Origin of the sequence: Nonomuraea muscovyensis, from assembly GCF_014207745.1 — a bacterium.
GTDB classification, from domain to species: Bacteria; Actinomycetota; Actinomycetes; order Streptosporangiales; family Streptosporangiaceae; genus Nonomuraea; species Nonomuraea muscovyensis.
In genome coordinates, this window is the sequence record NZ_JACHJB010000001.1 from 920,564 (window position 1) to 942,674 (window position 22,111).

General features: G+C 71.5%; 26 protein-coding genes and 1 pseudogene. 12 read left to right on the top strand and 15 right to left on the bottom strand.

All coding sequences use genetic code 11. The features are described from left to right. Window positions 1-34 precede the first annotated feature (34 nt). A pseudogene (locus FHU36_RS46760) lies at window positions 35-1,246 on the bottom strand (RNA polymerase sigma factor); the annotation flags it as partial. A gap of 17 nt (window positions 1,247-1,263) precedes the next feature. Continuing rightward, complete coding sequence (locus FHU36_RS04375) at window positions 1,264-1,578, bottom strand: YciI family protein (RefSeq protein ID WP_185082499.1); 315 nt, start codon at window positions 1,576-1,578, stop codon at window positions 1,264-1,266. Window positions 1,579-1,671: 93 nt separating this feature from the next. Here FHU36_RS04375 and FHU36_RS04380 point away from each other — a divergent pair, with 93 nt between their 5' ends. The 4 genes from FHU36_RS04380 (at window position 1,672) to FHU36_RS04395 (ending at window position 3,994) form a co-directional block, all read left to right on the top strand. Next, window positions 1,672-2,319 (top strand): DUF998 domain-containing protein, encoded by a 648-nt coding sequence (locus tag FHU36_RS04380; protein ID WP_185082500.1) that lies wholly within the window; start codon window positions 1,672-1,674, stop codon window positions 2,317-2,319. 32 nt (window positions 2,320-2,351) lie between these two features. After that, a complete protein-coding gene (locus FHU36_RS04385; RefSeq protein ID WP_185082501.1) occupies window positions 2,352-2,888 on the top strand; it encodes a dihydrofolate reductase family protein in 537 nt (178 codons plus the stop codon). Between the two features lie 11 nt (window positions 2,889-2,899). Beyond that, window positions 2,900-3,259, top strand: coding sequence for a DUF1801 domain-containing protein (locus tag FHU36_RS04390; RefSeq protein WP_185082502.1), 360 nt, complete (start codon window positions 2,900-2,902; stop codon window positions 3,257-3,259). A 153-nt stretch (window positions 3,260-3,412) separates the two neighbouring features. Next, the gene (locus tag FHU36_RS04395; protein WP_221495766.1) at window positions 3,413-3,994 is read left to right on the top strand and encodes a helix-turn-helix domain-containing protein; all 582 of its coding nucleotides are present in this window, start codon (window positions 3,413-3,415) and stop codon (window positions 3,992-3,994) included. A 9-nt stretch (window positions 3,995-4,003) separates the two neighbouring features. Here the strand turns inward: FHU36_RS04395 and FHU36_RS04400 are convergent, their stop codons facing one another. The 3 genes from FHU36_RS04400 to FHU36_RS04410 form a co-directional block, all read right to left on the bottom strand. Further along, window positions 4,004-4,792 carry an IclR family transcriptional regulator gene (locus tag FHU36_RS04400; RefSeq protein ID WP_185082504.1) on the bottom strand — a complete coding sequence of 263 codons (789 nt, stop codon included), beginning with the start codon at window positions 4,790-4,792 and terminating at the stop codon, window positions 4,004-4,006. 97 nt (window positions 4,793-4,889) lie between these two features. After that, entirely contained in the window at window positions 4,890-6,200 is a 1,311-nt protein-coding gene (locus tag FHU36_RS04405) for an MFS transporter (RefSeq protein ID WP_185082505.1), read from the bottom strand. Window positions 6,201-6,338: 138 nt separating this feature from the next. Further along, entirely contained in the window at window positions 6,339-6,914 is a 576-nt protein-coding gene (locus tag FHU36_RS04410) for an XRE family transcriptional regulator (RefSeq protein WP_221495767.1), read from the bottom strand. A 121-nt stretch (window positions 6,915-7,035) separates the two neighbouring features. Between FHU36_RS04410 and FHU36_RS04415 the strand changes: the two genes are divergently transcribed. Continuing rightward, entirely contained in the window at window positions 7,036-7,818 is a 783-nt protein-coding gene (locus FHU36_RS04415; RefSeq protein WP_185082506.1) for an IclR family transcriptional regulator, read from the top strand. Between the two features lie 5 nt (window positions 7,819-7,823). On the opposite strand, the gene FHU36_RS04420 is transcribed toward FHU36_RS04415, so the two are convergent. From FHU36_RS04420 to FHU36_RS04455, 8 genes are all read right to left on the bottom strand, one after another. Next, window positions 7,824-8,183 (bottom strand): hypothetical protein, encoded by a 360-nt coding sequence (locus FHU36_RS04420; RefSeq protein WP_185082507.1) that lies wholly within the window; start codon window positions 8,181-8,183, stop codon window positions 7,824-7,826. A gap of 1 nt (window position 8,184) precedes the next feature. Then, window positions 8,185-9,771 (bottom strand): acyl-CoA synthetase, encoded by a 1,587-nt coding sequence (locus FHU36_RS04425; protein WP_185082508.1) that lies wholly within the window; start codon window positions 9,769-9,771, stop codon window positions 8,185-8,187. Between the two features lie 11 nt (window positions 9,772-9,782). Further along, window positions 9,783-10,598 carry a 3-(cis-5,6-dihydroxycyclohexa-1,3-dien-1-yl)propanoate dehydrogenase gene (gene hcaB / locus FHU36_RS04430; protein WP_185082509.1) on the bottom strand — a complete coding sequence of 272 codons (816 nt, stop codon included), beginning with the start codon at window positions 10,596-10,598 and terminating at the stop codon, window positions 9,783-9,785. Beyond that, window positions 10,595-11,428 (bottom strand): alpha/beta fold hydrolase, encoded by an 834-nt coding sequence (locus FHU36_RS04435; RefSeq protein WP_221495768.1) that lies wholly within the window; start codon window positions 11,426-11,428, stop codon window positions 10,595-10,597. The genes hcaB and FHU36_RS04435 overlap by 4 nt, the downstream gene beginning before the upstream one ends. A gap of 11 nt (window positions 11,429-11,439) precedes the next feature. Further along, complete coding sequence (locus FHU36_RS04440) at window positions 11,440-12,003, bottom strand: 3-phenylpropionate/cinnamic acid dioxygenase subunit beta (RefSeq protein WP_185082510.1); 564 nt, start codon at window positions 12,001-12,003, stop codon at window positions 11,440-11,442. A gap of 85 nt (window positions 12,004-12,088) precedes the next feature. Beyond that, the gene (locus FHU36_RS04445) at window positions 12,089-13,240 is read right to left on the bottom strand and encodes an NAD(P)/FAD-dependent oxidoreductase (RefSeq protein WP_185082511.1); all 1,152 of its coding nucleotides are present in this window, start codon (window positions 13,238-13,240) and stop codon (window positions 12,089-12,091) included. After that, window positions 13,237-13,572, bottom strand: a complete 336-nt coding sequence (locus FHU36_RS04450; RefSeq protein WP_185082512.1) for a non-heme iron oxygenase ferredoxin subunit — start codon at window positions 13,570-13,572, stop codon at window positions 13,237-13,239. The genes FHU36_RS04445 and FHU36_RS04450 overlap by 4 nt, the downstream gene beginning before the upstream one ends. Further along, complete coding sequence (locus FHU36_RS04455; RefSeq protein ID WP_185082513.1) at window positions 13,569-14,891, bottom strand: aromatic ring-hydroxylating dioxygenase subunit alpha; 1,323 nt, start codon at window positions 14,889-14,891, stop codon at window positions 13,569-13,571. Before FHU36_RS04455 ends, FHU36_RS04450 begins: the two co-directional genes overlap by 4 nt. Window positions 14,892-14,992: 101 nt before the next feature. On the opposite strand from FHU36_RS04455, the gene FHU36_RS04460 reads away from it, so the two are divergent. The 7 genes from FHU36_RS04460 to FHU36_RS04490 all read left to right on the top strand — a co-directional run bounded on the left by FHU36_RS04460 (window position 14,993) and on the right by FHU36_RS04490 (window position 20,789). Beyond that, window positions 14,993-15,970 (top strand): zinc-binding dehydrogenase, encoded by a 978-nt coding sequence (locus FHU36_RS04460; RefSeq protein ID WP_185082514.1) that lies wholly within the window; start codon window positions 14,993-14,995, stop codon window positions 15,968-15,970. Next, complete coding sequence (locus FHU36_RS04465; protein WP_185082515.1) at window positions 15,967-16,908, top strand: 3-carboxyethylcatechol 2,3-dioxygenase; 942 nt, start codon at window positions 15,967-15,969, stop codon at window positions 16,906-16,908. Before FHU36_RS04460 ends, FHU36_RS04465 begins: the two co-directional genes overlap by 4 nt. Beyond that, a complete protein-coding gene (locus FHU36_RS04470) occupies window positions 16,905-17,678 on the top strand; it encodes a 2-keto-4-pentenoate hydratase (protein WP_185082516.1) in 774 nt (257 codons plus the stop codon). The genes FHU36_RS04465 and FHU36_RS04470 overlap by 4 nt, the downstream gene beginning before the upstream one ends. Next, window positions 17,675-18,589 carry an acetaldehyde dehydrogenase (acetylating) gene (locus tag FHU36_RS04475; protein ID WP_185082517.1) on the top strand — a complete coding sequence of 305 codons (915 nt, stop codon included), beginning with the start codon at window positions 17,675-17,677 and terminating at the stop codon, window positions 18,587-18,589. Before FHU36_RS04470 ends, FHU36_RS04475 begins: the two co-directional genes overlap by 4 nt. Further along, entirely contained in the window at window positions 18,586-19,587 is a 1,002-nt protein-coding gene (gene dmpG / locus FHU36_RS04480; RefSeq protein ID WP_185082518.1) for a 4-hydroxy-2-oxovalerate aldolase, read from the top strand. Before FHU36_RS04475 ends, dmpG begins: the two co-directional genes overlap by 4 nt. A 174-nt stretch (window positions 19,588-19,761) precedes the next feature. Then, the gene (locus tag FHU36_RS04485; RefSeq protein ID WP_185082519.1) at window positions 19,762-20,295 is read left to right on the top strand and encodes a flavoprotein; all 534 of its coding nucleotides are present in this window, start codon (window positions 19,762-19,764) and stop codon (window positions 20,293-20,295) included. A 326-nt stretch (window positions 20,296-20,621) separates the two neighbouring features. Then, window positions 20,622-20,789 carry a hypothetical protein gene (locus FHU36_RS04490; protein ID WP_185082520.1) on the top strand — a complete coding sequence of 56 codons (168 nt, stop codon included), beginning with the start codon at window positions 20,622-20,624 and terminating at the stop codon, window positions 20,787-20,789. Window positions 20,790-21,010: 221 nt separating this feature from the next. Here FHU36_RS04490 and FHU36_RS04495 read toward each other — a convergent pair whose 3' ends face one another. Both FHU36_RS04495 and FHU36_RS45465 read right to left on the bottom strand, forming a co-directional pair. Next, on the bottom strand, window positions 21,011-21,850 hold the full coding sequence (locus FHU36_RS04495; RefSeq protein ID WP_185082521.1) for a helix-turn-helix domain-containing protein: 840 nt from the start codon (window positions 21,848-21,850) through the stop codon (window positions 21,011-21,013). 121 nt (window positions 21,851-21,971) lie between these two features. Then, a complete protein-coding gene (locus FHU36_RS45465) occupies window positions 21,972-22,100 on the bottom strand; it encodes a hypothetical protein (protein WP_281394152.1) in 129 nt (42 codons plus the stop codon). Window positions 22,101-22,111: the final 11 nt, after the last annotated feature.

Here is a 22,111-nt window from a genome sequence, read left to right on the forward strand (position 1 = left end):
GCTGCCTGGAGGGGGCCTGGGCCGCGCCGGTGGCGGCGCGCCTGAGGAGGAACGCGCGTTCCACGGCGTTGCCGGTGAGTGCGGCCGCGCGTTCGAAGTCCTTGGCGGCCTCGTCGTGGCGGCCGAGCCTGGCCAGCAGGTCGCCGCGCACCACCGACAGCAGGTGGTAGTCCTTGAGAGCCGGATCGGCGGCCACCGTCTCGACGAGGTCCAGACCTGCCTGGGGGCCGTGGGCCATGCCGAGGGCCACGGCCCGGTTGAGCTGGATCACCGGCGACGGCGTCAGCCGTCCCAGCGTCTCGTAGAGGGTCGCGATCTGCGCCCAGTTCGTATCCTCCGCGGTTGCCGCCTGCGCGTGGGAGACGGCGATCGCGGCCTGCAGCACGTAGGGACCGAGTGGGCCGCCGGCCTCCCTCGCCCGCAACATCGCGGCGAAGCCGCGGGTGATCAGGAGCTGGTCCCAGAGCCCGCGGTCCTGCTCGTGCAGCTGGATGGGCTCACCCGAAGGCCCGGTGCGCGCGGTCGCGCGTGACGCCTGGATCTCCATCAAGGCGACCAGGCCGTGCACCTCGGCCTCGCGGGGTGCCAGCTCGGCCAGCAGTCTGCCCAGGCGCAGCGCCTCCAGGGCGAGTGACGGGCGCATCAGGTCGTCGCCGGAGGTTGCCGAGTAGCCCTCGTTGAAGATCAGGTAGATGACGTCGAGTACGGACGTCAGCCGGCCGGCGAGCTGCGGTCCCGGCGGCAGTTCGAACGGGACCCGCTCCTCGGCGAGGGTGCGCTTGGCCTTGGCGATGCGCTGGGAGACGGTCTGCTCCGGCACCAGGAACGCCCGCGCGATCTCCGGGGCGCCCAGGCCGCCGAGCAGCCGGAGTGTCAACGCGACCCGTTCCTCGGCGGGCAGCACGGGATGGCAGGAGATGAACATCAGGCGCAGCACGTCGTCGTCGGGTTCGGGATCCTGCCGATCGAGCGTGCGGGCGATCTCCTCGTGCTTGCGTCCCATCCGCTCGTTGCGGCGGATGTGGTCGATCGCGCGACGCTTGGCCGCGGTCATGAGCCATGCGCCGGGGTTGTCCGGGACGCCCTGCTCGGGCCACTGCTCCAGCGCGGCCACCAGCGCGTCCTGGGCGAGCTCCTCGGCCAGGCCGACGTCGCGGACCATCCTGGTCAGGCCCGCGATGATCCGCGCGGACTCGAGCTTCCAGACCGCGTCGACCGCCCCGTGGGCGTCCCGGGCGGCACTCATCAGGAGATCTGCCGAATTCAGTAGATCTGCTGGATCCGGCCCTCACCATCACCGATGATCTTGAAGAATCGGCGGGACAGCTCGAGCGCCTCCTCCTTGGACCCCACCTCGATCAGCGCGAACCCGCCCGCCAACTCCTTGGCCTCGGCGAAGGGTCCGTCGGTCACCGTGAGCTCGCCGCCGACGGACTTGAGCACGCTGCCTCCCAGCTCCATCCCGCCGGTTGCCAGCAGGACCCCGGCCTGGGTCAGCTCCTGGATGAACTTGCCCATCTCGATCTGCAGCGTCTCGTCCGCCTTCTGCTCGCCCACGCTCGTCAAGAGAAATCGCATCCCGTACTCCTTTTTGAGCAACCCTAGCTTCCTGCGTTCCCTGTCACATCGCTTGGACGACGCGTTGGCAGAACCACGAAGGGAACCGGGAACATGACCACCACCATCACCCGCGGCCGCGCCTCCACCCGCACGCTGCTCACCGCCGCTGCGGCCGCCATGCCCGTCTGGACCGTGATCGCCCTGACGCAGGCGTTCACCCGCGAGGGCTTCGACCTGGTCCGCCACCCCCTCAGCCAGCTCGCCACCGGCTCGCTCGGCTGGATCCAGATCTCCAACTTCCTGATCGTCGGCTCGTTGCTCATCGCCGGTTCCTTCGGGTTCGGCAAGGCCCTGTACGGCAAGCCCGGCGGCACCTGGGTGCCGCGCCTGACGCGGGTCGCCGGCATCGGAATGATCGGAGCGGGCGTCTTCGTCATGGATCCGGCCGACGGCTTCCCCGTGGGCACGCCTGCCGGGCCGCCGGCGGCGATGAGCTGGCACAGCATCATGCACATGGTGGCAGGGTCGGTGACGTTCATCGCTTTCGCCGCGGCCTGCTTCGTCCTCGGCCGGCACTTCACCCGCACCGGCGCACGCGGCATGGCCGTCGGCTCCCACCTGGCCGGCGTGGCCCTGATCGTGGGTGACGGCTGGGCGATCACCGGCGGGCAGGCCGGCTCGGTGACGCTCGCCACGGGGGTCATGATCGCGATGGGCTGGGTCTCCCTGGTCGCCGCCCGCTTCCGTACGTCCGTCTGAATCACACACCAGTGCATCCCCGAGGAGAAACCATGCGGAAGATCGTTGCCGGGCTGTTCGTCTCGCTGGACGGCGTCGTGGAGTCGCCCGAGACGTGGCACTTCCCCTACCTGAACGAGGAGATGGGCGCGGCGGTCATGGCGATCCAGGCCGAGGCGGACACGCTCCTGCTGGGCCGGGCCACCTACGAGTCCTTCGCCGCGGTCTGGCCCCACCAGACCGGCGAGATGGCCGACCGGCTGAACAACATCCGCAAGCTGGTCGTCTCCAGCACCATGCGGACGGCGGAGTGGAACAACTCCACCGTGATCAGCGGAGACGTGATCGACGAGCTGGAGAGGATCAAGAAGCTGCCCGGCAAGAACATCAGCGTCACCGGCAGCATCACGCTGACCAGGGCGCTGCTGCGGGCGGGCCTCATCGACGAACTCCACCTGATGGTCCACCCGATCGTGCTCGGCGCCGGAACCCGGCTGTTCGACGAGAGCACCGGCCGCCTGCCGCTCAAGCTGGTCGATTCGACCACGTTCAGGTCCGGTGTCCTGAACCTCCACTACCAGCCCGCCTAAAGGAGCCAGAGATGACCAAGCCCGCCACCGTCACCGAGTACACCGCGGCCCTCGACCAGCCCCTGCGCGAGATCGCCGAGAAGCTGCAGACCATCGTCGACGCCACGCTCCCCCAGCCGGGGGCGGTCTGGCACGGGCACCCGGTCTGGAGTCTCGGTGGGGCTCCGGGCAAGACCCCGGTGGCCTACTTCAAGGCCTACCCCTCCTACGTGACGTTCGGTCTGTGGCGGGGCCAGGAGATCTCCGACCCCTCCGGCCGGCTGGAGCCGGCCGCCCGGCAGATGGCCGCCGTCAAGCTCCGCACTCCGGCCGACATCGACCCCGACCTCTTCGCCACGTGGCTGCGCCTGGCCCATGACCTGGAAGGCTGACCGAGGCCCCCGAGCCCCGCCCGGAGCATCCGGGCGGGGCTTCGCCTTGTGCCGGTCTGCGGCACGGCCACGAGATCATGGGAATGCGATGGACGGTGCGTTCCACCTACAGTGGGTGCCGTGTCGTCGGGAAACGCCGTTGTGGCGCGCAATGTGCGCCTACTGAGGGAACAGCGGGGCATGTCGCTGGCCGAGCTGGCCCGGCAGGCGGGGCTGGCCAAGCAGACCTTGTCCACGATCGAGCAGGGGGTGGGCAATCCCACCGTGGACACGCTGTTCTCCGTGGCGAACGCGCTCGGGGTCCCGGTCACCCGGCTGGTGGCCGAGCGCGAGCAGGTGATGGTGGTGCAGCGCCGCGACGAGGTGGTGTGGCAGCGGCACGGCGGCTACGAGTCCCGCTCGCTCGACCACGTCTACGGTTCCGGCGTGATCGAGAACTACCTCCTGCGCATCGCCCCGGTGGCCGCTGACGGCTCGGCCGATCCCTCCGCTCCCCACCCGGTGGGCACGCTGGAGCACCTGTACGTGATCAGCGGCCGTGTCCGGGTGGGCCCGGTCGACTCGGCGGTCGAGCTGGGGCCCGGCGACTTCGTGCGCTATCCGGGCGACCGACCACACGTCTACGAGTCGCTGGACGGCGAGAGCGTGGTGCACGTCGTGGTCAGCGTGCCGCGAGTCCAGCCGGGCACCGGGGCCGTGCGGGTGCCCCGCACCCACGGTGAGCGCGCCCGCTGAAGCGCCCGCTCACCCCCGCTGCACGGCGCGGGACGCCTCGTAGGCGACCCGGCGCAGCGCGGGGGCGAAACGCATCGGGTCGAAGCGGCGCTGGGAGCCGGCCACGGACAGGGCTGCCACCGGCCGTCCCGCCGGACCCATGATCGGCACGGCGACGCACACCAGCCCGGGGGTCGCCTCCTGCCGGTCGAAGGCGATGCCGTCCTGGCGGATGCGACGCAGCTCGGCGCGGAAGCGGCCGGGGTCGCTCAGGGTGTGGTCGGTGCGCGCGGGCAGCCCCGCCGCGATCGCCGCCTCGGCCGCGTCGTGGTCGAAGGCGAGCAGCGCCTTGCCGACGGCGGTGCAGTAGGCGGGCAGCCGGGCCCCGATCTGGGAGGGACAGCGGGCCGGGCGGTGGCCGTGGATCTTGTTGACGTACATGATGTCGGTGTCGTGCAGGACTGCCAGGTGCACGGTCTCGTGGGTCAGCTCGTACAGGTCCGCGAGGTGGGGAAGCAGCCGCTCGCGCAGCACGAGTGACGTCGGGCCGTACACCTTGGCCCCGATGTCGGACAGGCGGGGGCCGAGCCGGTAGTCGCTGCCGACCCGCTCGATGACGTCGTTGCGCTGCAGGATGCCGAGCAGCCGGAACGTTGTGGACTTGGTCAGCCCGGTGCGCCGCGCCAGCTCACTGACGCCTATCTCGCGGTCGTGCTCGGCGAGCGACTTCAGCAGGGTCAGCGCCTTGTCGACGGCTGTCTGCTGGTCCGGCCCCGCTTCGCGGGCGGCGGGACCGGGGTCGAGGTAGGGCGTGGCCATGGAGGTCTCCACCATCCTTCGTGCGACCACCACAATGGACGCTGGTCCAGCGTAAAGGACCATTTCGTCCATGTAAACGCCCTACCAGGCGACACCGTCAGGACGAGAACTCCTGCTCGCGGGTCTCGGGCAGGACAAGCACGCAGACGAGGCTCACCAGGCAGAGCGTGCCCGCGTAGACGCCGAGCACCAGCGGGGAGGCCCACTGCGTGTTCAGCCAGGTGGCGACGACCGGCGCGAAGCCGCCGCCCAGGGTGTTGGCCAGGATGAAGGTGGTCGAGGCGCCGGTGTAGCGGAGCCGGGCGGGGAACAGTTCCGGCAGGAACGCGGCGATCGGCGCGAAGCTGAGCGTGAACAACAGCAGCCCGATGGCGAAGGCACCGGTGATCAGCAGGCCGTTCCCAGTCCGCAGAGAGCCGAACATGGGAAGCACCCACAGCACGCAGCCGATGAGACCGGCGAGCATGACCGGACGCCGGCCCACCCGGTCGGCCAGGCGGGCGATGGGCACGGTGGCCAGGGCGCCGGCGGTCGCGGCGATGCTGGCGGCGACGAGCACCGTGTTCTGCGGGACGCCGAGCACGGCGGGGCCGTACTGCAGGCTGTAGACGGTGGTCAGGTAGTAGACGGACGAGCCGCCGATCGCCGCGCCGATGCCGAGAACCAGCCGGCCGGGGTGCTCCTTGAGCAGAATGCCGAGCGGGAAGCGGGACGTGGCCTGGCGGGGCGTCGTGGCGAAGACCGGCGACTCCTCGACCCGGCTGCGCACCCAGATGCCGATGACGATGAGCACGGCGCTGAGCAGGAACGGGATGCGCCACGCCCCGGCGGCGAAGCCGTCCCGCCCGGCGATGGCCAGGGTCGGCAGGATCGCCGCGCTGGACAGCAGGAAGCCCAGCGGAGGGCCGGCCTGCGGAATGGAGGCGTACATCGCGCGCCGCCGGGGAGGCGCGTGCTCGGCCGCGAGCAGCACCGCGCCGCCCCATTCGCCGCCCATGCTCACGCCCTGGAGCAGGCGGAGCATCACGAGCAGCACCGGCGCCAGCAGTCCGGCGCTCGCGTACGTCGGCAGCAGGCCGACTCCGACGGTCGCCGCGCCCATCAGCAGCAGCGACAAGACCAGTGCGGGCTTGCGGCCGAGCCGGTCGCCGAGGGTGCCGAACAGCACCACGCCCACGGGCCTGGCCAGGAAGGCGCCCGCGAAGGTGAGGAAGGCGGCCAGGGTCTGCGCCGCCGGGGTGCCGGTCGGGAAGAAGGCCGGGCCCAGGACGAGGGCGGCGGCGGTGCCGTACACGGCGAAGTCGTAGTACTCGATGGTGGTGCCGATGAGGCTGGCGGCGGCGACGCGCGAGACGCTGCGGCTCGGTTCGGCCGCGATTGTCCCGGACGGTACGGCGGTCTCGGACATGGAAGGGACTCCTCCGCTGAGGACTGGGGGTACAAGAGCATGGAAGAGCCGGCGGAGGAGGAGGGCACGTTCCCGTGCCGCACCGTGGCACGTCACCGCGTGCCTGACCGATGGTCAGGGCCCGCTTGCCGCTCGATGTCAGCCCGCGGGCGGGCCGAACTGCCCGGCCTGCGGGATCGTCATGACGACGTGGGCGAGCATCCGGCCGGCCAGGCAGGTGTGCCGGTAGGGGATGTCGCCGGGGAAGCGGACGAAGTCGCCGGTCGCGAGGTCCACCTGCTCTTCGAGGGGGCCGGTCCGCAGCGCGCCGGCGATGACGTACAGGTGGATCAGGGTGCCGAGCGAGTGGCCGGGGAAGGAGCGCACGCGACCCTCCCCCTCCAAGGTCAGGAGGCTTGTGTGCACGTAACCCGAGCCGTAGACCTGGTCGAGGACGCGCTCGGCGGAACCGTCGTCCTGCCGCTGCCAGGTCTCGGTGGCCTCGCGCTGGACGTAGACGGCGCTGCCCCACACGGTCAACAGGCGCCTGGGCGAGACGTCGAGGGCGTCGCCCAGCGCGGACAGCGTGTCGACCGTGGGGTTGCCGATGCCCTGCTCGACCTTCGAGAGCGTCTGTTTGGACAGTCCTGAGCGGCGCGACAGCTCGCCGAGGGACAGGCCGCGTTCCCGCCGGAACCTGCGGACATTGCGCGCGACCAGCTCGTTGTAGTCCACCAGGCCCCCATGTCACTTATAACTGACGCCACGTCCATCTTGACAGACATGCGTCGGCCGCCGCATTCTGTCCACTGTAATGTCCAGGTCGTCACTCATAAGTGACACAAGGAGGTTGACCATGGGCACGGCCGTCATCCGCGATGACCGCGCGGCCATCGACAAGGCGGTCAGTCTCCTGATCTCGTTCGGTGACCAAGCCGGCACCGGGCTCGGCGTCAGCGAGCTGGCCCGCCGCGCCGAGCTGAGCAAGAGCACCGCGTTCCGCGTGCTCGGCATGCTGGAGCGCAACGGCGTCGTGGAGAAGATCGCGGGCAAGTACCGGCTGGGCCAGCGGCTGCACGAGCTCGGCCGGCACGTCTACGTCCCCGACCACGACCGCATCCGCGACCTGCTCATCCCCTTCCTCACCGACCTGTACGAGCTGACGCACGAGACCGTGCACCTCGCCGCCCTGCACGACACCGACGTGGTCTACCTGTCCAAGCTCTACGGCCACCGCCAGGTCCGCTCGCCCTCGCGCATCGGCGGCCGGGTCCCCGCCCACTGCACCGCGGTCGGCAAGGTGCTGCTGGCCTACGACCATGACGCCCTCGACCGGGTGCTCGCCTCCGGCCTGCGGGCGTTCACGCCCAAGACCATCACCGACCCCGGCAGGCTGGCGGCCTCGATCGCCGAGACCCGCCGCACCGGCGTCGCCTTCGACGACGAGGAGTCCACCGTCGGGCTGCACTGCATCGCCGTCCCCGTCATGGGCCGGGGCGGCACGGCCGTGGCCGCGATGTCGGTGTCGGGCCCCATCGGCAGGCTGGACACCCGGGCACGGGAGCCGGCGCTGCGGCGGGTGAGCGCGGCGGCCTCCCAGGCCCTGTCCCGCGCCCACCGCCTGCGCGCCACCGCGTGAGGTGATCAGCTGCCCGGCACGTGGCCGAGGTCCATGTCGGTCCTGGTCACCCAGTCCGGCTCGTGGACCAGCAGGCTGAGCTGCTCGCCGGGCAGATCGACGTCGACGACATAGCGGTAGCCGGCGGACTCCGCCGCCGCCATCCGGTCCAGGTCGCCTTCCGGCACCGGGCAGACCAGGCGGCGGCAGGCGGGATCGGCCCTGGCCACGGCGTCGGTGGTGTCCTGGAGCAGCCGGGTCATGGCCTCTCCCGTCACGGCCGGGGAGACCCGTACCTCCACGTCGTGTGCACCCGCGGGATACGCCTCGCGCAGGTGGCCGGTCGCGCATCGCTCCAGCCGGACGCCGTCGATCGCCGGCAACATCTCAGCCCTCCTCCTCGGCCAGCCGGCGGATGACGGTCTTGTCCAGCTTGCCGGAGGCGTTCCTGGGCAGGTCCTGGACGATCTTCAGTTTTCGGGGCAGCTTGTAGCGGGCCAGCTGGGTGGCGGCGTACTCGCGGACGTCGTCGAGGGTGACCGTGGTCCCCTCGACCGGGGACACCACCGCCACGACCGTCTCGCCCCACTGCTCGTCGGGGCTGCCCACGACCGCGACGTCCACCACGCCGGGCATGGCGGACAGGGCCCGTTCCACCTCGGCCGGGTAGACGTTCTCCCCACCACTGATGATCATGTCTTTGAGGCGGTCGACGATGAACAGGCAGCCGTCCTCGTCCAGGTAGCCGACGTCGCCGGAGTGGAACCAGCCCTCGTCGTCGAACGCCGCCGCGGTGGCCTCGGGGTTCTCCCAGTAGCCGGGGGTGACGTTGGGGCCGCGGACGACGATCTCACCCGCCTCACCGGGCTTGAGCGGCTGGTTGGTGGTGGCGTCCACGACCCGGACCTGGGTGTGGGGCATGGGGATGCCGGCGGAGCCGAGCTTGCGCAGGGTGTGCTCGGCGGGCAGGTGGGTGGCGAACGGCGCGGTCTCGGTGAGTCCCCATGCCTGCTGCAGCAGGATGCCGTGTGAGGCGTACAGCTCGATCAGGGACGGCGGCACCGGCGCGCCCGCCACGACGACCGAGCGCAGGTGGGACAGGTCGGCGTCGAAGACGCCGGGGACGCGGCTGAGCGCGGCGAGCATGGCGGGCACGGCGAACATCGAGTTCACCCGGTGGGTGACGAGGTCGTCGAGGAACCTGACCGGGTCGAACTGACGGCGCACGACCACGGTGCCGCCGCGCACGAGGGTGCGCAGCGCGAAGCTGTTGAGGGCGCCGATGTGGAACAGCGGGGCGGCGGCGTAGGTCACGTCACCCCGGCGGGTGTCGAGCATGGCGTCCACGTTGACCGAGTTCCACCAGGCGTTGCCGTAGGTGAGGATGACGCCCTTGGGCAGGCCGGTGGTGCCGGAGGTGAACATCAGGATCGCCGGGTCGTCGAAGGTCCTGGCCGCCACCGAGGGGAACGGCTGGGCCGCGGCGATCGGGCCGGACCAGAGCTCCCATCCGGTGACGCCTTCGGTGGCGGGCACGTCCGGGTCGTCGTCGATGAGGAGGAAGCGGCTGAGCGGGGTCGCGGCACGCACGTGCTCGGCGCTCGCCCGGTGTCCCTCCTCGCACACGAGCACGGTGGCGCCGCTCCGCTGGAGCACGCTGTGCAGCTCGGGTTCGGCGAGCCGGAAGTTGACGGGGACGAAGACGGCGCCCAGGCGGAACGACGCCAGCATCGTCACCAGGAAGGAGGCGCTGTTGAGCCCCAGGTAGGCGACCCGGTCGCCGTCGCCGACCCCGCCGTCGGCGAGGACCGTCGCCAGCCGGGCCGCCTTCAGGTCGAGCTGGGCGTAGGTGAGGTCGCCGCCGGCGTAGCTGATCACGGTGGAGTCGCCGAAATGGCGGGCGTTGCGCGCGACGGCCGCGGCGGGGTTGACATCGACGCCGGATCCCGAGTTCGGCGGATGGGGGTGGGTCATCGGTCGGCTCCTCAGAGGTGGTCGCCGCCGGCGGCGCGGGCGAACCCCCGAACGCCGATGCCGCCGTCGGCCGAGATGGCGTGTCCGGTGATGGTGCCGCTCTGCTCGCGGGCGGCGAGCAGGACGTAGGGCGCGGTGAAGTCGCGCGGGTCGGTGCTGGAGTCGTGCAGCGGGATGGGCGGGGCCGCACGTCTCCTGGCGAAGGAGGCCGCGATCGAGCGGTCGCCGAGCGCCAGCGTCTCGGGGCCGCGCAGGTCGGTGTTCATGCCGCCGCAGGCGACGCCGTTCACCCGGACCTTGGGGGCCAGCTCGTAGGCGAGCTCGCGCATGAGACCCAGGCAGGCGTGCTTGCTGGCGGTGTAGAGGGGCCCGCCGCCGTTGACGTGGAAGGAGGAGTTGGACAGCGTCATGACGATGCTGCCGCGCGTCCTGACCAGTTCGGGCCAGGCGGCCTCGGCGGCCAGCAGGTAGCCCTTGACGTTGATCGAGAAGACCTCGTCGAAGGCGGCGTCGATCTCCGTGCCGGACAGGCGGGTGAGCTGGCGCTGGTAGTCCCACACGCCGGCGTTGGCGACCAGGGTGTCCAGCTTGCCGAAGCGTTCGACGGTCTCGGCGACGGCGACGTGCAGCGCGTCGGAGTCGCGCACGTCGGCGGTGACCGCGTGCATCCTGTCCGGGTCGCTGATCGCCTGGCCGAGCTGGTCGGGGTCGCGGCCCAGGATGGTCACGGACGCGCCCTCGGCGACGAAGCGTTCGGCGACGGCGCGGCCGATGCCGGAGCCGCCGCCGGTGATCAGGGCGACGTGGCCCTCGAGCCAGCCGCTCACGTCAGGAATCCCGTCACGAGGTCCTCGAACTCGCGCTGCCGCTCCAGCTGCACCCAGTGCCCGCACCGGCCGAACACGTGCAACTGCACGTCGCGGATCTGCTTGAGCATGAGCTGGGCGCCGTCGAGGGTGATCGTGCGGTCGTCGCGCCCCCAGAGCAGCAGGGTCGGGGCCTTGATCCTGTGCAGGTCCCTCCACAGCGGGTCCATGCCGCCGCGCTCGGCGAAGGCGGCGTTGTAGCGGTGGTAGAAGGCGATGTGGCTCTCGTCGAGGGAGGCCTCGTAGCGGGCCTGGACGACGTCCTCGCCGAACTGCCTGTGGTCGAAGACCATGGTGCGGATGAACGCGGCCATCTTCTTCTCGCTCGGCCCGCCGCCGTTGTAGTAGCGGAACATCTCCTTCTGCCCCTCGGTGGGAGTGGGCCCGAACGGCAGCCAGCCGCCGCCGGGGGCCATCAGCACGAGCCTGGTGACGCGGTCGGTGCGCTCCTGGGCCATGGCGATCGCGGCGGCGCCGCCGAGGCTGTTGCCCAGCAGGTGGAAGGTGTCGATGCCGAGGGCGTCGAGCGCCTGGAAGAGGGCGTCCACGGTGATCTCGGTGATGGAGCGCTTGTCCAGGTCCTCTTCCGTGGGGCGGTAGCTGCCGCCGAAGCCGGGCTGGTCGGGCAGCACGACGCGGAAGTGGCGCGACAGCGAGGGCAGGTTCTGGTGGTAGTTGCCGACGCCGGAGGCGCCCGGGCCGCCGCCGTGCAGCATCACCAGGACGGGGCCCTCGCCGGTCTCGGCGACGGCGATCTCGCCGAGCGTGGTGGTCACGCTGTGGTGCTTCACAGAGGCTCCGATCAGAAGAAGGTCGAGATGTTCTTGGCCAGCAGGATGTTCTGGTCGAGCAGGATGGTCCGGCGGGCGACCTGGAGGCCGTTCCCGGTACGGCGCAGGATGTCGGTACGGCTGCCGGCGAAGACGTTCTCCTCGCGTTCCATGCGGTTGCGGTAGACCAGGAACACCGAGCGGACGAGCAGGTCGTCGGCGGTGAAGCCGGGGTGCTCGGCGGGGTCGACGTGGCGGGCCAGCACGTTGCTGATGAGGTGGCGGGTCCGCGAGGGCGGGTCCTCGGCCCAGGCCATGCCGGAGTCGAAGCGGCGGACGCGCCAGGCCAGGCTCTCCTTGCTCTCGTCGTAGAAGGCGGCCTCGCCCCGGGCCGCGACGGACAGCGCCTGCTGGCGGCGCAGCCGGTTGGTACGGGTGGGCATCCAGTAGTCGAGATCGTCGGCGAGCAGGTCGAGCCAGTCGGCGTAGCGACCGGCGTCGAGGAGGTCGGCCTCCTCGTAGTAGAACTGCTCGACCTCGAAGTGGGTGTCGCGGTCGGCACGCGTCCCGGCCCGCGACTCGGTGGCGGTGCTCACGATGTCATTCGATCCCTTCTCAGGGCGGATGGGAATGAGATGTGCCGCAGAGCGGCACGTCCGGAATGTGCCGCAGAGCGGCACGTCAGGGGCGCAGCAGCGTGCGCAGGTTCACGGCGGGGTCCCCCAGCCGGGCCGGATCGGCCGGGATCCGGCGGTCGATCATGCGGCGGGCGGCCCGCACGGCGTTGGGGTCGTCCACGGCCGCGGCCGCCACGACCAGCCCGTCGCGCAGGCCGAACACCGAGAACGCGGGGTCGGCGAAGGAGCCGCGGAGCACGGTCCGGTCGGCCTGCGCCATGTGGCCGACGGCCTCGACGTGGCGGCCGTGCCGGTCGGTCCAGAACCAGGGGGCGGCGGGCGGCGGAGGCGGTGCCCCGAGGATGGTGGCCGCCGCCCGTGCGCCGTCGTGCTGGGCGGCTTCCCAGTGCCCGTCGCGGCTGCGCGCGGAGTCACCGACCGCGAGGATCGCCGGATTCGAGGTGACCTGTCCGGTGTTCACGACGATGCGGCGATCGACCCTCAGCCCGGCCGCCTCGGCGAGCGCGGTCTCGGGCACCATGCCGACACCGAGCACCACCGCGTCGAACTCCTCGCGTCCTCCGGCGAGTACGGCTCCGTCCTCGAACGACTCCACCCCGGCCTGGACGGTGGTGATGCCGCGGACCGCATGCCGTTCGTGCAGCCAGGCGGCCAGCTCGGCGCCGACCGCGGCGGCCAGCGGCCTGGCCACCGGGTCCGCGAGCACGACCTCGCAGCCGAGATCGACGGCACTCGACGCCACCTCTGCGCCGATCAGGCCCGCGCCGACCACCAGCACACGGGCACCCGGCCGCAGAACGGCGCGCAACCGGTCGGCGTCCTCGGCCGTGCGCAGCACGTGCGCGCGCTCGCAGCCCGGGATGGGCGGGCGCGCCGCTCCCCCGCCGGTGGCCAGGACCACCCGGTCGGCGGGCAGCAGGGTGCCGTCCTGCAGCTCGACGCCGCCTGGTCGCAGCCCGGTCACGCGCGTTCGGTTGATCAGCCGGACGGCCTGCTCGTCGTACCACTGCGGAGGCTGCAGGGCGATCCGCCCGAGGTCCTTGGCCCCGGTCAGGTAGTCCTTCGACAGGGGCGGGCGGTCGTAGGGGAACTCGCCGGCGTCGACCAGCGTGAGGTCGCCGTCGAAGCCGCCGGCGCGCAGGGCCGCGGCCGTGCTGACCCCGGCGATCCCGCCGCCGACGATCACGACGTTCATGGCGTCTGGTTCGGGAAGAGGTAGACCTCGCCGTCGCGCACCTCGACCCGGTGCGGGCAGGTGTCGCGGGTGGCGGGCAGGCCCTGGACCTCGCCGTTCTTCAGGCAGAACTTGCTGGAGTGCAGGGGGCACTCGACGTAGCCGTCCTCGACCCAGCCGTCGGCCAGGGAGGCGTCCTCGTGCGTGCAGGTGTCGTTCAGCGCCCAGAGGCCGCCGTCGGTGTCGCGCAGCAGCGCCACGTTGTCCTCGGTGCCGATGATCGCCTTGTCGATGGCGATGCCCTCGCCCTCGGGGACGTCGTCCAGCGCGGCGACCCGGATGCCGTCGGTCATTTGCCCTCCTCGTGCCAGGCGGGGGTGGTCATCAGCTCGCGCCAGCGCGCGTAGAAGGCCCGGCCGGCGGCGTCGCTGTACAGCTCGCTGGTCTGGCCGGGGTGGCGGCCGTCGTCGCGTTCGGAGCCGAGGCCCATCTGGTAGTTGAGCGGCACGCTGTTGGTGACGAAGCCGTGCGCGACGGCCTGCACCTCGCTCCAGTTCTCGCCGTCGTCCTGTTCGAAGATGCCGCTCGGGCCGAACGTGCGCAGGTTGTACAGCCGCTGCGCCTCGCGCACCTCGGGCGGCATGGACCTGTCCACGATCGTCCAGGCCCACACCTCCATCCGGTCCGGGCCTTTCGGATGCCAGACGCGGATGGAGCCGTTGACGGGCAGGTAGGAGAAGTTCGGGAAGACGGTGGCGTGGCCGTTGGTGAGCGGGCCCTCGACGCGCGCCTCGCCGAGGCGTTCGCGCAGCGCGGCGTAGTCCGTCCACTGGTGCACGGTCTTGGCGTCGAAGCGGTTCTTCGGGTGCACGGGGAAGCCGGCGCCGTGGCCGTTCGGGCTGCCGTACTGGCGGCCGGTGCGGTGCACGATCTCGTCCTTGGGGCCCTTGCCCGTGGGCGAGAGGACCATGAGCGCCGAGGCGTGGCTCATGTTGACGTGGTACCAGTCGGTGGCGAACTGCTCGGCGGCCAGCTTCCAGTTGCCCTCCAGCACCCACTTGTGCACGCCGCCCACGACCACCGTGCCCTCGTCGTCGTGGTCGAGCATCGCGTCCATGTACCAGGCCATGTCGCCCAGCGACTCGCGCAGCGGCACCGGGTCGGGGTTCCAGGTGCCGAAGATCAGGCCGCGGTGGCTGTCGATGTGGGGCACCTCGACCAGGCCCCACTCCCTCGTGTCGAACGACTCCGGGTAGCCGGCCTTGTTCGGGACGCTGACCAGCTTGCCTTCCAGGTCGAAGGACCATCCGTGGTAAGTGCAGGTGAAGTTGCGGGTGGCGCCGTAGTCGGCGCGGCACACGCGGGCGCCGCGGTGGCGGCAGGAGTTGAGGTACGCCCGGACCCGCCGGTTGCGGTCGAGGGTGACGATGACCGGGTCCTCGCCCATGTAGGTGGTGAAGAAGTCGCCGGGCTTGTGGAACTGGTCGGCGTGCGCCAGGAACAGCCAGCTCGGCGCGAACACGCGGCGCAGCTCCTGCCGGTAGATCTCCTGGTCGGTGAAGATGACGCGATCCACCAGCCCGCCCTCGGCGTCCACCAGGCCGGAGACGTCGATGGTCCGCGCCAGCTCGGCCGGGCGCCGCAGAGCCCCGTGCGGGGTTTCGATGGTCATGAGCACAGGTAACAGCCAGGGACGCGCCGCCTTCCAACGGTCGTTCCGTACGACGGCACACGAGCTGTCCCGTGCCGGTCATCGTCGGACACCGTGAGGGCATGCTTGCCGCCACCGCCGTCTCCCAGAGCGCGACCGACCCGCTGGCCGGGCTCGTCCTGGGCGACGTTCCCAAGCCCGAACCCCGGCCGGGCTGGTCGATCGTCCGGGTCGTCTCGTCCTCACTCAACATGCACGACCTGTGGACGCTGCGTGGTGTCGGCCACCCGCCCGAACGGCTGCCGATCATCCTCGGCTGCGACGCCGCCGGCTACGACGAGGACGGCAACGAGGTCATCGTGCACCCCGTCATCGCCGATCCCGACGCCGGACGTGGTGACGAGACGCTGGACCCGAACCGGGCACTGCTGTCCGAGCAGCACAACGGCGCCTTCGCCGAGTACCTGACCGTGCCGGCCCGTAACCTGATCCCCAAGCCGTCGTGGTTGTCGTTCGACGAGGCCGCGTGCCTGCCGGTCGCGTGGACGACCGCGTACCGGATGCTGTTCACCCAGGCGCGGATCAAGGCCGGCGACCGGGTGCTGGTGCAGGGCGCGGGCGGCGGTGTCGCCTCGGCCGCGATCAAGCTGGCCGTCGCCGCCGGCACCGTCGTCTACGCGACCAGCCGCAGCGAGGACAAGCGCGCCCAGGCCGTCGCCTGGGGCGCGCGGGCGGCCGTGCCGACCGGGGAGCGGCTGCCCGAGCGCGTCGACGTGGTGATCGAGACGGTCGGCGAGGCCACCTGGTCGCACTCGCTGAAGTCGTTGCGTCCCGGCGGCACCGTCGTCATCGCCGGCGCCACCAGCGGCACCAACCCGCCCGCCGACCTCGGCCGGGTCTTCTACCTGCAGCAGCGCATCCTCGGCTCCACCGGCTGCACCCGCGGCGAGCTGGTCGCGCTGCTGAACATGATGGACGCCACGGGCCTGCGCCCGGTGATCGACCGCACGCTCCCGCTGGACGAGATCCACAAGGGTTTCCAGCTCATGATCGACGGGCGGCTCACCGGCAAACTCGTCATCAAGGAGATCTCCTCATGAGTGCCGTAGCCGTCGGCCTGTCCCACTCCCCGCTCATCGGCAAGAACGACCCCGCGCCCGGCGTGATCGCGGCCGTGGACGCCGCCGTGGACGAGGCCCGGGCCTTCGTCCGCGCCTTCGATCCCGAGCTGGTCGTGCTGTACGCGCCCGACCACTACAACGGCTTCTTCTACAAGGAGATGCCGCCGTTCTGCCTGGCGACGCAGGCCCACGCGGTCGGGGACTTCAGCTCGGCCGCCGGACCCCTGTCGGTGGACACCGAGGCCGCCCGCGCCATCGCCCGCGGCGTGCTGGGGCGGGGCGTCGATCTGACGATCTCGGCGCGGATGACCGTGGACCACGGCTTCGTGCAGCCACTGGAGGTGCTGTTCGGCGGCATCGACCAGGTCCCTGTCGTGCCGGTCTTCGTCAACGGGGTCGCCACCCCGCTCGGCCCGGTCCGCCGCGTCCGCGCACTCGGCACCGCCGTCGGCGCGGCAGCCGCCGAGCTGGACCGGCGGGTGCTGTTCCTCGGCTCCGGCGGGCTGTCGCACGACCCGCCCGTCCCCGTGCTGGACGGCGCGCCGCCCCGCGTCGCCGACGCCCTCATCGAGGGCCACCCGCCCACCCCGGAGCAGCGGGCACGAGGCGAGCAGCGCGTGATCCAGGCCGGTCGTGACTACGCCGCCGGTTCGACCGCGATGACCCCCATCAACCCGGCCTGGGACAACCTGGTCCTCGACACCCTCGCGAGCGGCCGGCTGGAGGACGTGGACGGCTGGAGCGTGGAGTGGATGGGCGCCGAGGGCGGCGGTTCGGCGCACGAGGTCCGGACGTGGATCGCCGCGTTCGCCTCGCTCGCCGCCACCGGCGAGTACCGGCTCACCTCTCGCTTCTACCGCGCCATCCCCGAGTGGATCGCGGGCTTCGCGGTCGCCACCGCGGAGGGTGCGCGATGACCGGCGTGGACGAGGCCGTGGACGAGGCCGTGGACCGGCTGGCGGACGCGGCTCTCACCGGCAGGCCGTGCCGGCCGGTCCGCGACCTCATCACCGACGTCGCGGACGCCTACGAGGTCCAGCGCCGCCTGAACGCCCGCCGCACCGCCCCCGTGACGGGCCGGAAGATCGGCCTCACCTCCCCCGCCGTGCAGCAGCAGCTCGGCGTGGACCAGCCGGACTTCGGCGTGCTCTTCGCGGACATGGAAGTGACCGGCACGGCCCCCACCGGGCGGCTCCTGCAGCCGAAGGTCGAGGCCGAGATCGCCTTCATGCTCTCCTGCGACCTGTCGGGCGATCTCGACCTGGCGGCGGTGCGGGCAGCCGTCGAGTACGCCGTCCCCGCCTTGGAGATCGTGGACAGCCGCATCGCCGGCTGGGACATCACGATCACCGACACCGTCGCCGACAACGCCTCCAGCGGCCTGTACGCGCTCGGCTCGGAGCGGCTGCCGCTGAGCGCGTTCGAGCCCGTCGAAACCACCATGCGGATGTACGCCGGCGACCAGGTCGTCTCCCAGGGCAGCGGCGCCGCCTGCCTCGGCGACCCGCTCACCGCGCTGCTCTGGCTGGCCCGCACCGCACGCGACTTCGGCGACCCGCTGCGCGCGGGCCAGGTGATCCTGTCCGGCGCTCTGGGCCCGATGGTCCCCGTCTCCCCCGGCCTCACCGTAAAGGCCGACATTTCCGGACTCGGCACGGTGGCCGTGACCTTCGAGGACAACGCATGAACAAGACCAAGGTGGCCGTGATCGGCTCCGGCAACATCGGCACCGACCTGATGATCAAGGTGCTCCGCCGCTCCGGCCCCCTGGAGATGGGCGCCATGGTCGGCATCGACCCCGACTCCGACGGCCTGGCCCGCGCTCGCCGCCTCAAGGTGCCCACCACCCACGAGGGCGTGGACGGCCTGATCGCCATGGACGGCTTCGCCGACCTCGACATCGTCTTCGACGCCACCTCCGCCAAGGCCCACATCGCCAACGCCGCCAAGCTGGAGCCGTACGGCAAGACTCTGATCGACCTCACCCCTGCGGCGATCGGCCCGTTCGTCGTCCCCCCGGTCAACCTCGACGCCCACCTCGGCACGAACAACCTCAACATGGTCACCTGCGGCGGCCAGGCCACCATCCCCATCGTGCACGCCGTCTCCCGCATCACCTCCGTCGCGTACGCCGAGATCGTCGCCTCCATCGCCTCGAAGTCGGCCGGCCCCGGCACCCGGGCCAACATCGACGAGTTCACCGAGACCACCTCGGCCGCCATCGAGAGCGTCGGCGGCGCCGCCCGCGGGAAGGCGATCATCGTCCTCAACCCGGCCGACCCGCCGCTCATCATGCGCGACACCGTCTTCTGCCTCATCGGTGACGCCGGCCACGACGCCATCCGGGCCTCCGTCGAGGAGATGGTGGCCGAGGTCGCCACGTACGTCCCCGGCTATCGCCTCAAGCAGGACGTGCAGTTCACCCCGATCGACGAGCCCGTCACGACGCTCACCCCCGAGCCGGTCACCACCCGCGTGTCGGTGTTCCTGGAGGTGGAGGGCGCCGCCCACTACCTGCCCGCCTACGCCGGCAACCTCGACATCATGACCTCGGCCGCGCTGCGCGTCGCCGAGCGCATCGCAGGAGCCACCGCATGACCCTCTACATCCAGGACGTCACCCTCAGAGACGGCATGCACGCCGTACGACACCGCATCTCCCCCGCCGACGTCGGCCGCATCGTCACCGCCCTCGACGCCGCCGGCGTGGACGCCATCGAGGTCGCCCACGGCGACGGCCTCGCCGGAGCCTCCATCAACTACGGCCCCGGCAGCAACACCGACTGGGAATGGATCGAGGCGGCCGCCGCCCACATCGAGCAGGCCAAACTCACCACCCTCCTGCTGCCCGGCATCGGCACCATCGCCGAGCTCAAGCACGCCTACTCCCTCGGCGTGCGCTCCATCCGCATCGCCACCCACTGCACCGAGGCGGACGTCGCCGCCCAGCACATCGCCACCGCCCGCGAGATCGGCATGGACGTGGCCGGCTTCCTCATGCTCAGCCACATGGCGCCCCCCGCCGAACTGGCGCGACAGGCCAAGCTCATGGAGTCCTACGGCGCTCACTGCGTCTACGTCACCGACTCCGGCGGCCGCCTCACCATGGACGGCGTCCGCGACCGCGTCCGCGCCTACCGCGACGTCCTCGACCCCGGCACCCAGCTCGGCATCCACGCCCACCAGAACCTCTCCCTGGCCGTGGCCAACTCCGTCGTCGCCGTCGAGGAGGGCGTGACCCGCGTGGACGCCTCCCTGGCCGGACACGGCGCGGGCGCCGGCAACTGCCCCATCGAACCCTTCGTGGCCGTCGCCAACCTCAACGAGTGGAAACACGGCTGCGACCTGTTCGCCCTCCAGGACGCCGCCGACGACATCGTCCGCCCTCTCCAGGACCGCCCCGTCCAGGTGGACCGCGAAACCCTCACCCTCGGCTACGCCGGCGCGTACTCCAGCTTCCTGCGCCACGCCGAGGCGGCCTCCCGCCAGTACGGCATCGACGTGCGGACCATCCTGCTCGAAGTCGGCAGGCGCCGCCTCGTCGGCGGCCAGGAAGACATGATCGTCGACATCGCCCTCGACCTGCTCGACACGTGACACCCACGGGGAACCGGCACGACAAGGCCCTCCACGCGTTGCGGGCGTACGCGCCCCCGAGGAGATCACGGGCCGCCCCGCGGCCCTCCGGCCTCTACGTGACATCCTGGCAACCGCCCCGATCAGCGTCCGCCGCGAAGCCAGCGAGTACGCGGCAACCCTGGAAGTGATCGCGTGACCCAACCCGGCAAGGTCCTCTACATCATCGTCTGTGCCGCCGGCCCCGCCCCCGACGTCGGCCGCCTCGTCACCCTCGCCCAAGACGCCGGCTGGACCGTCCAGATCATCGCCACCCCATCGGCACTCGACTTCATCGACGTCGCCGGACTGGAGAAGCAGACCAGCCGTCCCGTCCGCAGCAGGTACCGCAAGCCGGACGAGCCCAAGTCACCCCGTGCCGGCGCCATCATCGTCGCCCCGGCCACCTACAACACCATCAACAAGTTCGCCCACGGCATCGCCGACACCTACGCCCTCGGCCTGCTCTCCGAAGCACCCGGACTCGGCATCCCGGTGGTGATCCTGCCCTTCGTCAACACGGCACTGGCCTCACGCACCCCGTTCCGGCACAGCGTCGACCGGCTCCGCGCCGAAGGCGTCCGCATCCTGCTCGGCCCCGGCCAGTTCGAGCCACACCCGCCAAGCTCCGGAGCCGAACGCGTCGACAGCTACCCCTGGTCACTGACCCTGGAGAACCTGCCGAACTGATCCCTTCGGGATCAAGCGGCGGCGCAAGGAGATCATCCGCTGCCTCAAGCGGTCCATCGCCCGAGAAGCCTCCCCGATCATTGACCAACCCGGCTCTGGAAAACCTGATCCGCAACCTGAAACGCCCCGGCGGCCCGCCACCGGCCTATGCCGGGGCAGGCGGCCGGGTTCCCGTCGGGCGAGGGCCCTCGATGGAAGGTCCCGCACCTCGCGGCGGCCAGCGTCTGGAGGCCAGAGGCTGGTTCGGCCGAGGAGGCTCCGCGGACAATGCGCCGCCTCCCAAGGCACAGAAGGCGGCGGAGGAGAGCGCACAGCATCAAGCGAACGTGAACGGGTCTCGGCTGCGTGAACTCGGCGTCCAGGACAGGTTCGCGGAGAAGGCCATCAGAGACGCCGAGAGGGACGGCAGGACCACCAGCGCGGAGGCGCTCAAGGCCGCACGTGAAGAGGTGCAGAAGGAACAGCGGAGCAGAGGGTGGGGACGGCACAACTGACCGCGCGAGGCCCGCTCCTACGATGGCCCGCTCGGCGCTACCGGGCGGCGCTGGCAAATCCTGCCCCTCTTCCTCGACGTGGGGCGAACGTTCTCCATCGGGACGGTCATCTTGGCGTCGGAGCGCTCGTCGGCGGGAACGCCGCCCACGGATGCGACACTTCGCCGTCTGACCGGACCTCAAGTGACCATGATGCGGGGATCCAACGGCGGCCCGCCGGGTCAGCGGGGTGCGGCGCACGAGGGACGTACCAAGGAATCCAGCGCCGCCGCCGTGGCGTCGTCGGCGGCCAGGTAGACGACCAGGCGCTGCTCGTCGGTCTCCGCCAGCTCCATGCTCTCGTAGGCCAGCGCCAGCTCCCCTGCCTCGGGGTGCGCCCACCGCTCGGCGCCCGCGCGCGACGGCAGCGCCGCCGACGCCTCGAACCTGCCGCGGAACCGGGCGCCCGCCACGGCGGTCAGCTCGTCGGCCAGGTGCCGGGCGTGGACGTCGCCGAGGGAGGCCGCGGCCCGCAGCTCGGCGGCGCGCTCGTCGGCCACCCTGTCCCATTCGGGGAAGGCGGACAGCGCTCGGGCATCGGTGAAGACGAAACGGGGAAGGCTGGGAGGACTACTCTCCAGCAGCCCCGCGGGGCCCGCGAGCCGCTCGAAGCCTGCCGTCCACGCCAGCAGTTCGCCGAGCCGGTCGACCACCATCGCCGGCGCGGGTTCCAGCCGGTCGAGCAGCGCCCGCACGGTGGGGCGCACCTCGCGGACGGGCCGCGCGGCCGCCTGGCAGCCGCCGCCGCTGCCCGCCTTGACCAGCCGGTGCAGATGGACCCGCTCCTCGGTGGTCAGCCGCAGCGCGTCGCCGAGCGCGGCGAGGATCTCGGGGGACGGGCGGCGGTCGCGTCCCTGCTCCAGCCGCGTGAGGTACTCCACGCTGACCCCGGCGAGCGTGGCCAGCTCGGCACGCCGCAGTCCGGGTGTGCGGCGGCGCGGGCCGTCGGGGAGCCCCACGTTGCCGGGCGTGACGCTCTCGCGCCTGGCGCGCAGGAACGCGCCCAGTTCGTTGTCTCCCACGCTCGGAGTCTAGTTCGGACGGGGTGAGACCGGCCCCGCGCGGGCAGGTCTCACGTCGTGCCGGCGGGATCCGCGCCTGCCGACAGCCGAGGCGAGACACCGACGGGACACACGGAGCTACTCACGCCTGCCGCTCTGTCTGCTGGTTGACCTCCTGGACGCGTTGCTCACGCGGTCGGCACGCGCCGCCCTCGGCGACGACGACCACGGCCAGATGCACCGGCGGGAGTGCGCCGGGGGCGGCGGCCATGACCGGAAAGT

Excerpts from the sequence above, each read along its gene's own strand:
- FHU36_RS04405 (WP_185082505.1), bottom strand. The coding sequence starts at position 6,200 with ATGTCCGAGACCGCCGTACCGTCCGGGACAATCGCGGCCGAACCGAGC.
- FHU36_RS04390 (WP_185082502.1), top strand. The coding sequence starts at position 2,900 with ATGACCAAGCCCGCCACCGTCACCGAGTACACCGCGGCCCTCGACCAG.
- FHU36_RS04400 (WP_185082504.1), bottom strand. The coding sequence starts at position 4,792 with ATGGCCACGCCCTACCTCGACCCCGGTCCCGCCGCCCGCGAAGCGGGG.
- FHU36_RS04460 (WP_185082514.1), top strand. The coding sequence starts at position 14,993 with ATGCTTGCCGCCACCGCCGTCTCCCAGAGCGCGACCGACCCGCTGGCC.
- FHU36_RS04450 (WP_185082512.1), bottom strand. The coding sequence starts at position 13,572 with ATGACCGACGGCATCCGGGTCGCCGCGCTGGACGACGTCCCCGAGGGC.
- FHU36_RS04465 (WP_185082515.1), top strand. The coding sequence starts at position 15,967 with ATGAGTGCCGTAGCCGTCGGCCTGTCCCACTCCCCGCTCATCGGCAAG.
- FHU36_RS45465 (WP_281394152.1), bottom strand. The coding sequence starts at position 22,100 with ATGGCCGCCGCCCCCGGCGCACTCCCGCCGGTGCATCTGGCCGTGGTC.
- FHU36_RS04425 (WP_185082508.1), bottom strand. The coding sequence starts at position 9,771 with ATGACCCACCCCCATCCGCCGAACTCGGGATCCGGCGTCGATGTCAAC.
- FHU36_RS04385 (WP_185082501.1), top strand. The coding sequence starts at position 2,352 with ATGCGGAAGATCGTTGCCGGGCTGTTCGTCTCGCTGGACGGCGTCGTG.
- FHU36_RS04455 (WP_185082513.1), bottom strand. The coding sequence starts at position 14,891 with ATGACCATCGAAACCCCGCACGGGGCTCTGCGGCGCCCGGCCGAGCTG.
- dmpG (WP_185082518.1), top strand. The coding sequence starts at position 18,586 with ATGACCCTCTACATCCAGGACGTCACCCTCAGAGACGGCATGCACGCC.
- FHU36_RS04420 (WP_185082507.1), bottom strand. The coding sequence starts at position 8,183 with ATGTTGCCGGCGATCGACGGCGTCCGGCTGGAGCGATGCGCGACCGGC.
- FHU36_RS04415 (WP_185082506.1), top strand. The coding sequence starts at position 7,036 with ATGGGCACGGCCGTCATCCGCGATGACCGCGCGGCCATCGACAAGGCG.
- FHU36_RS04380 (WP_185082500.1), top strand. The coding sequence starts at position 1,672 with ATGACCACCACCATCACCCGCGGCCGCGCCTCCACCCGCACGCTGCTC.
- FHU36_RS04470 (WP_185082516.1), top strand. The coding sequence starts at position 16,905 with ATGACCGGCGTGGACGAGGCCGTGGACGAGGCCGTGGACCGGCTGGCG.
- FHU36_RS04375 (WP_185082499.1), bottom strand. The coding sequence starts at position 1,578 with ATGCGATTTCTCTTGACGAGCGTGGGCGAGCAGAAGGCGGACGAGACG.
- FHU36_RS04445 (WP_185082511.1), bottom strand. The coding sequence starts at position 13,240 with ATGAACGTCGTGATCGTCGGCGGCGGGATCGCCGGGGTCAGCACGGCC.
- FHU36_RS04475 (WP_185082517.1), top strand. The coding sequence starts at position 17,675 with ATGAACAAGACCAAGGTGGCCGTGATCGGCTCCGGCAACATCGGCACC.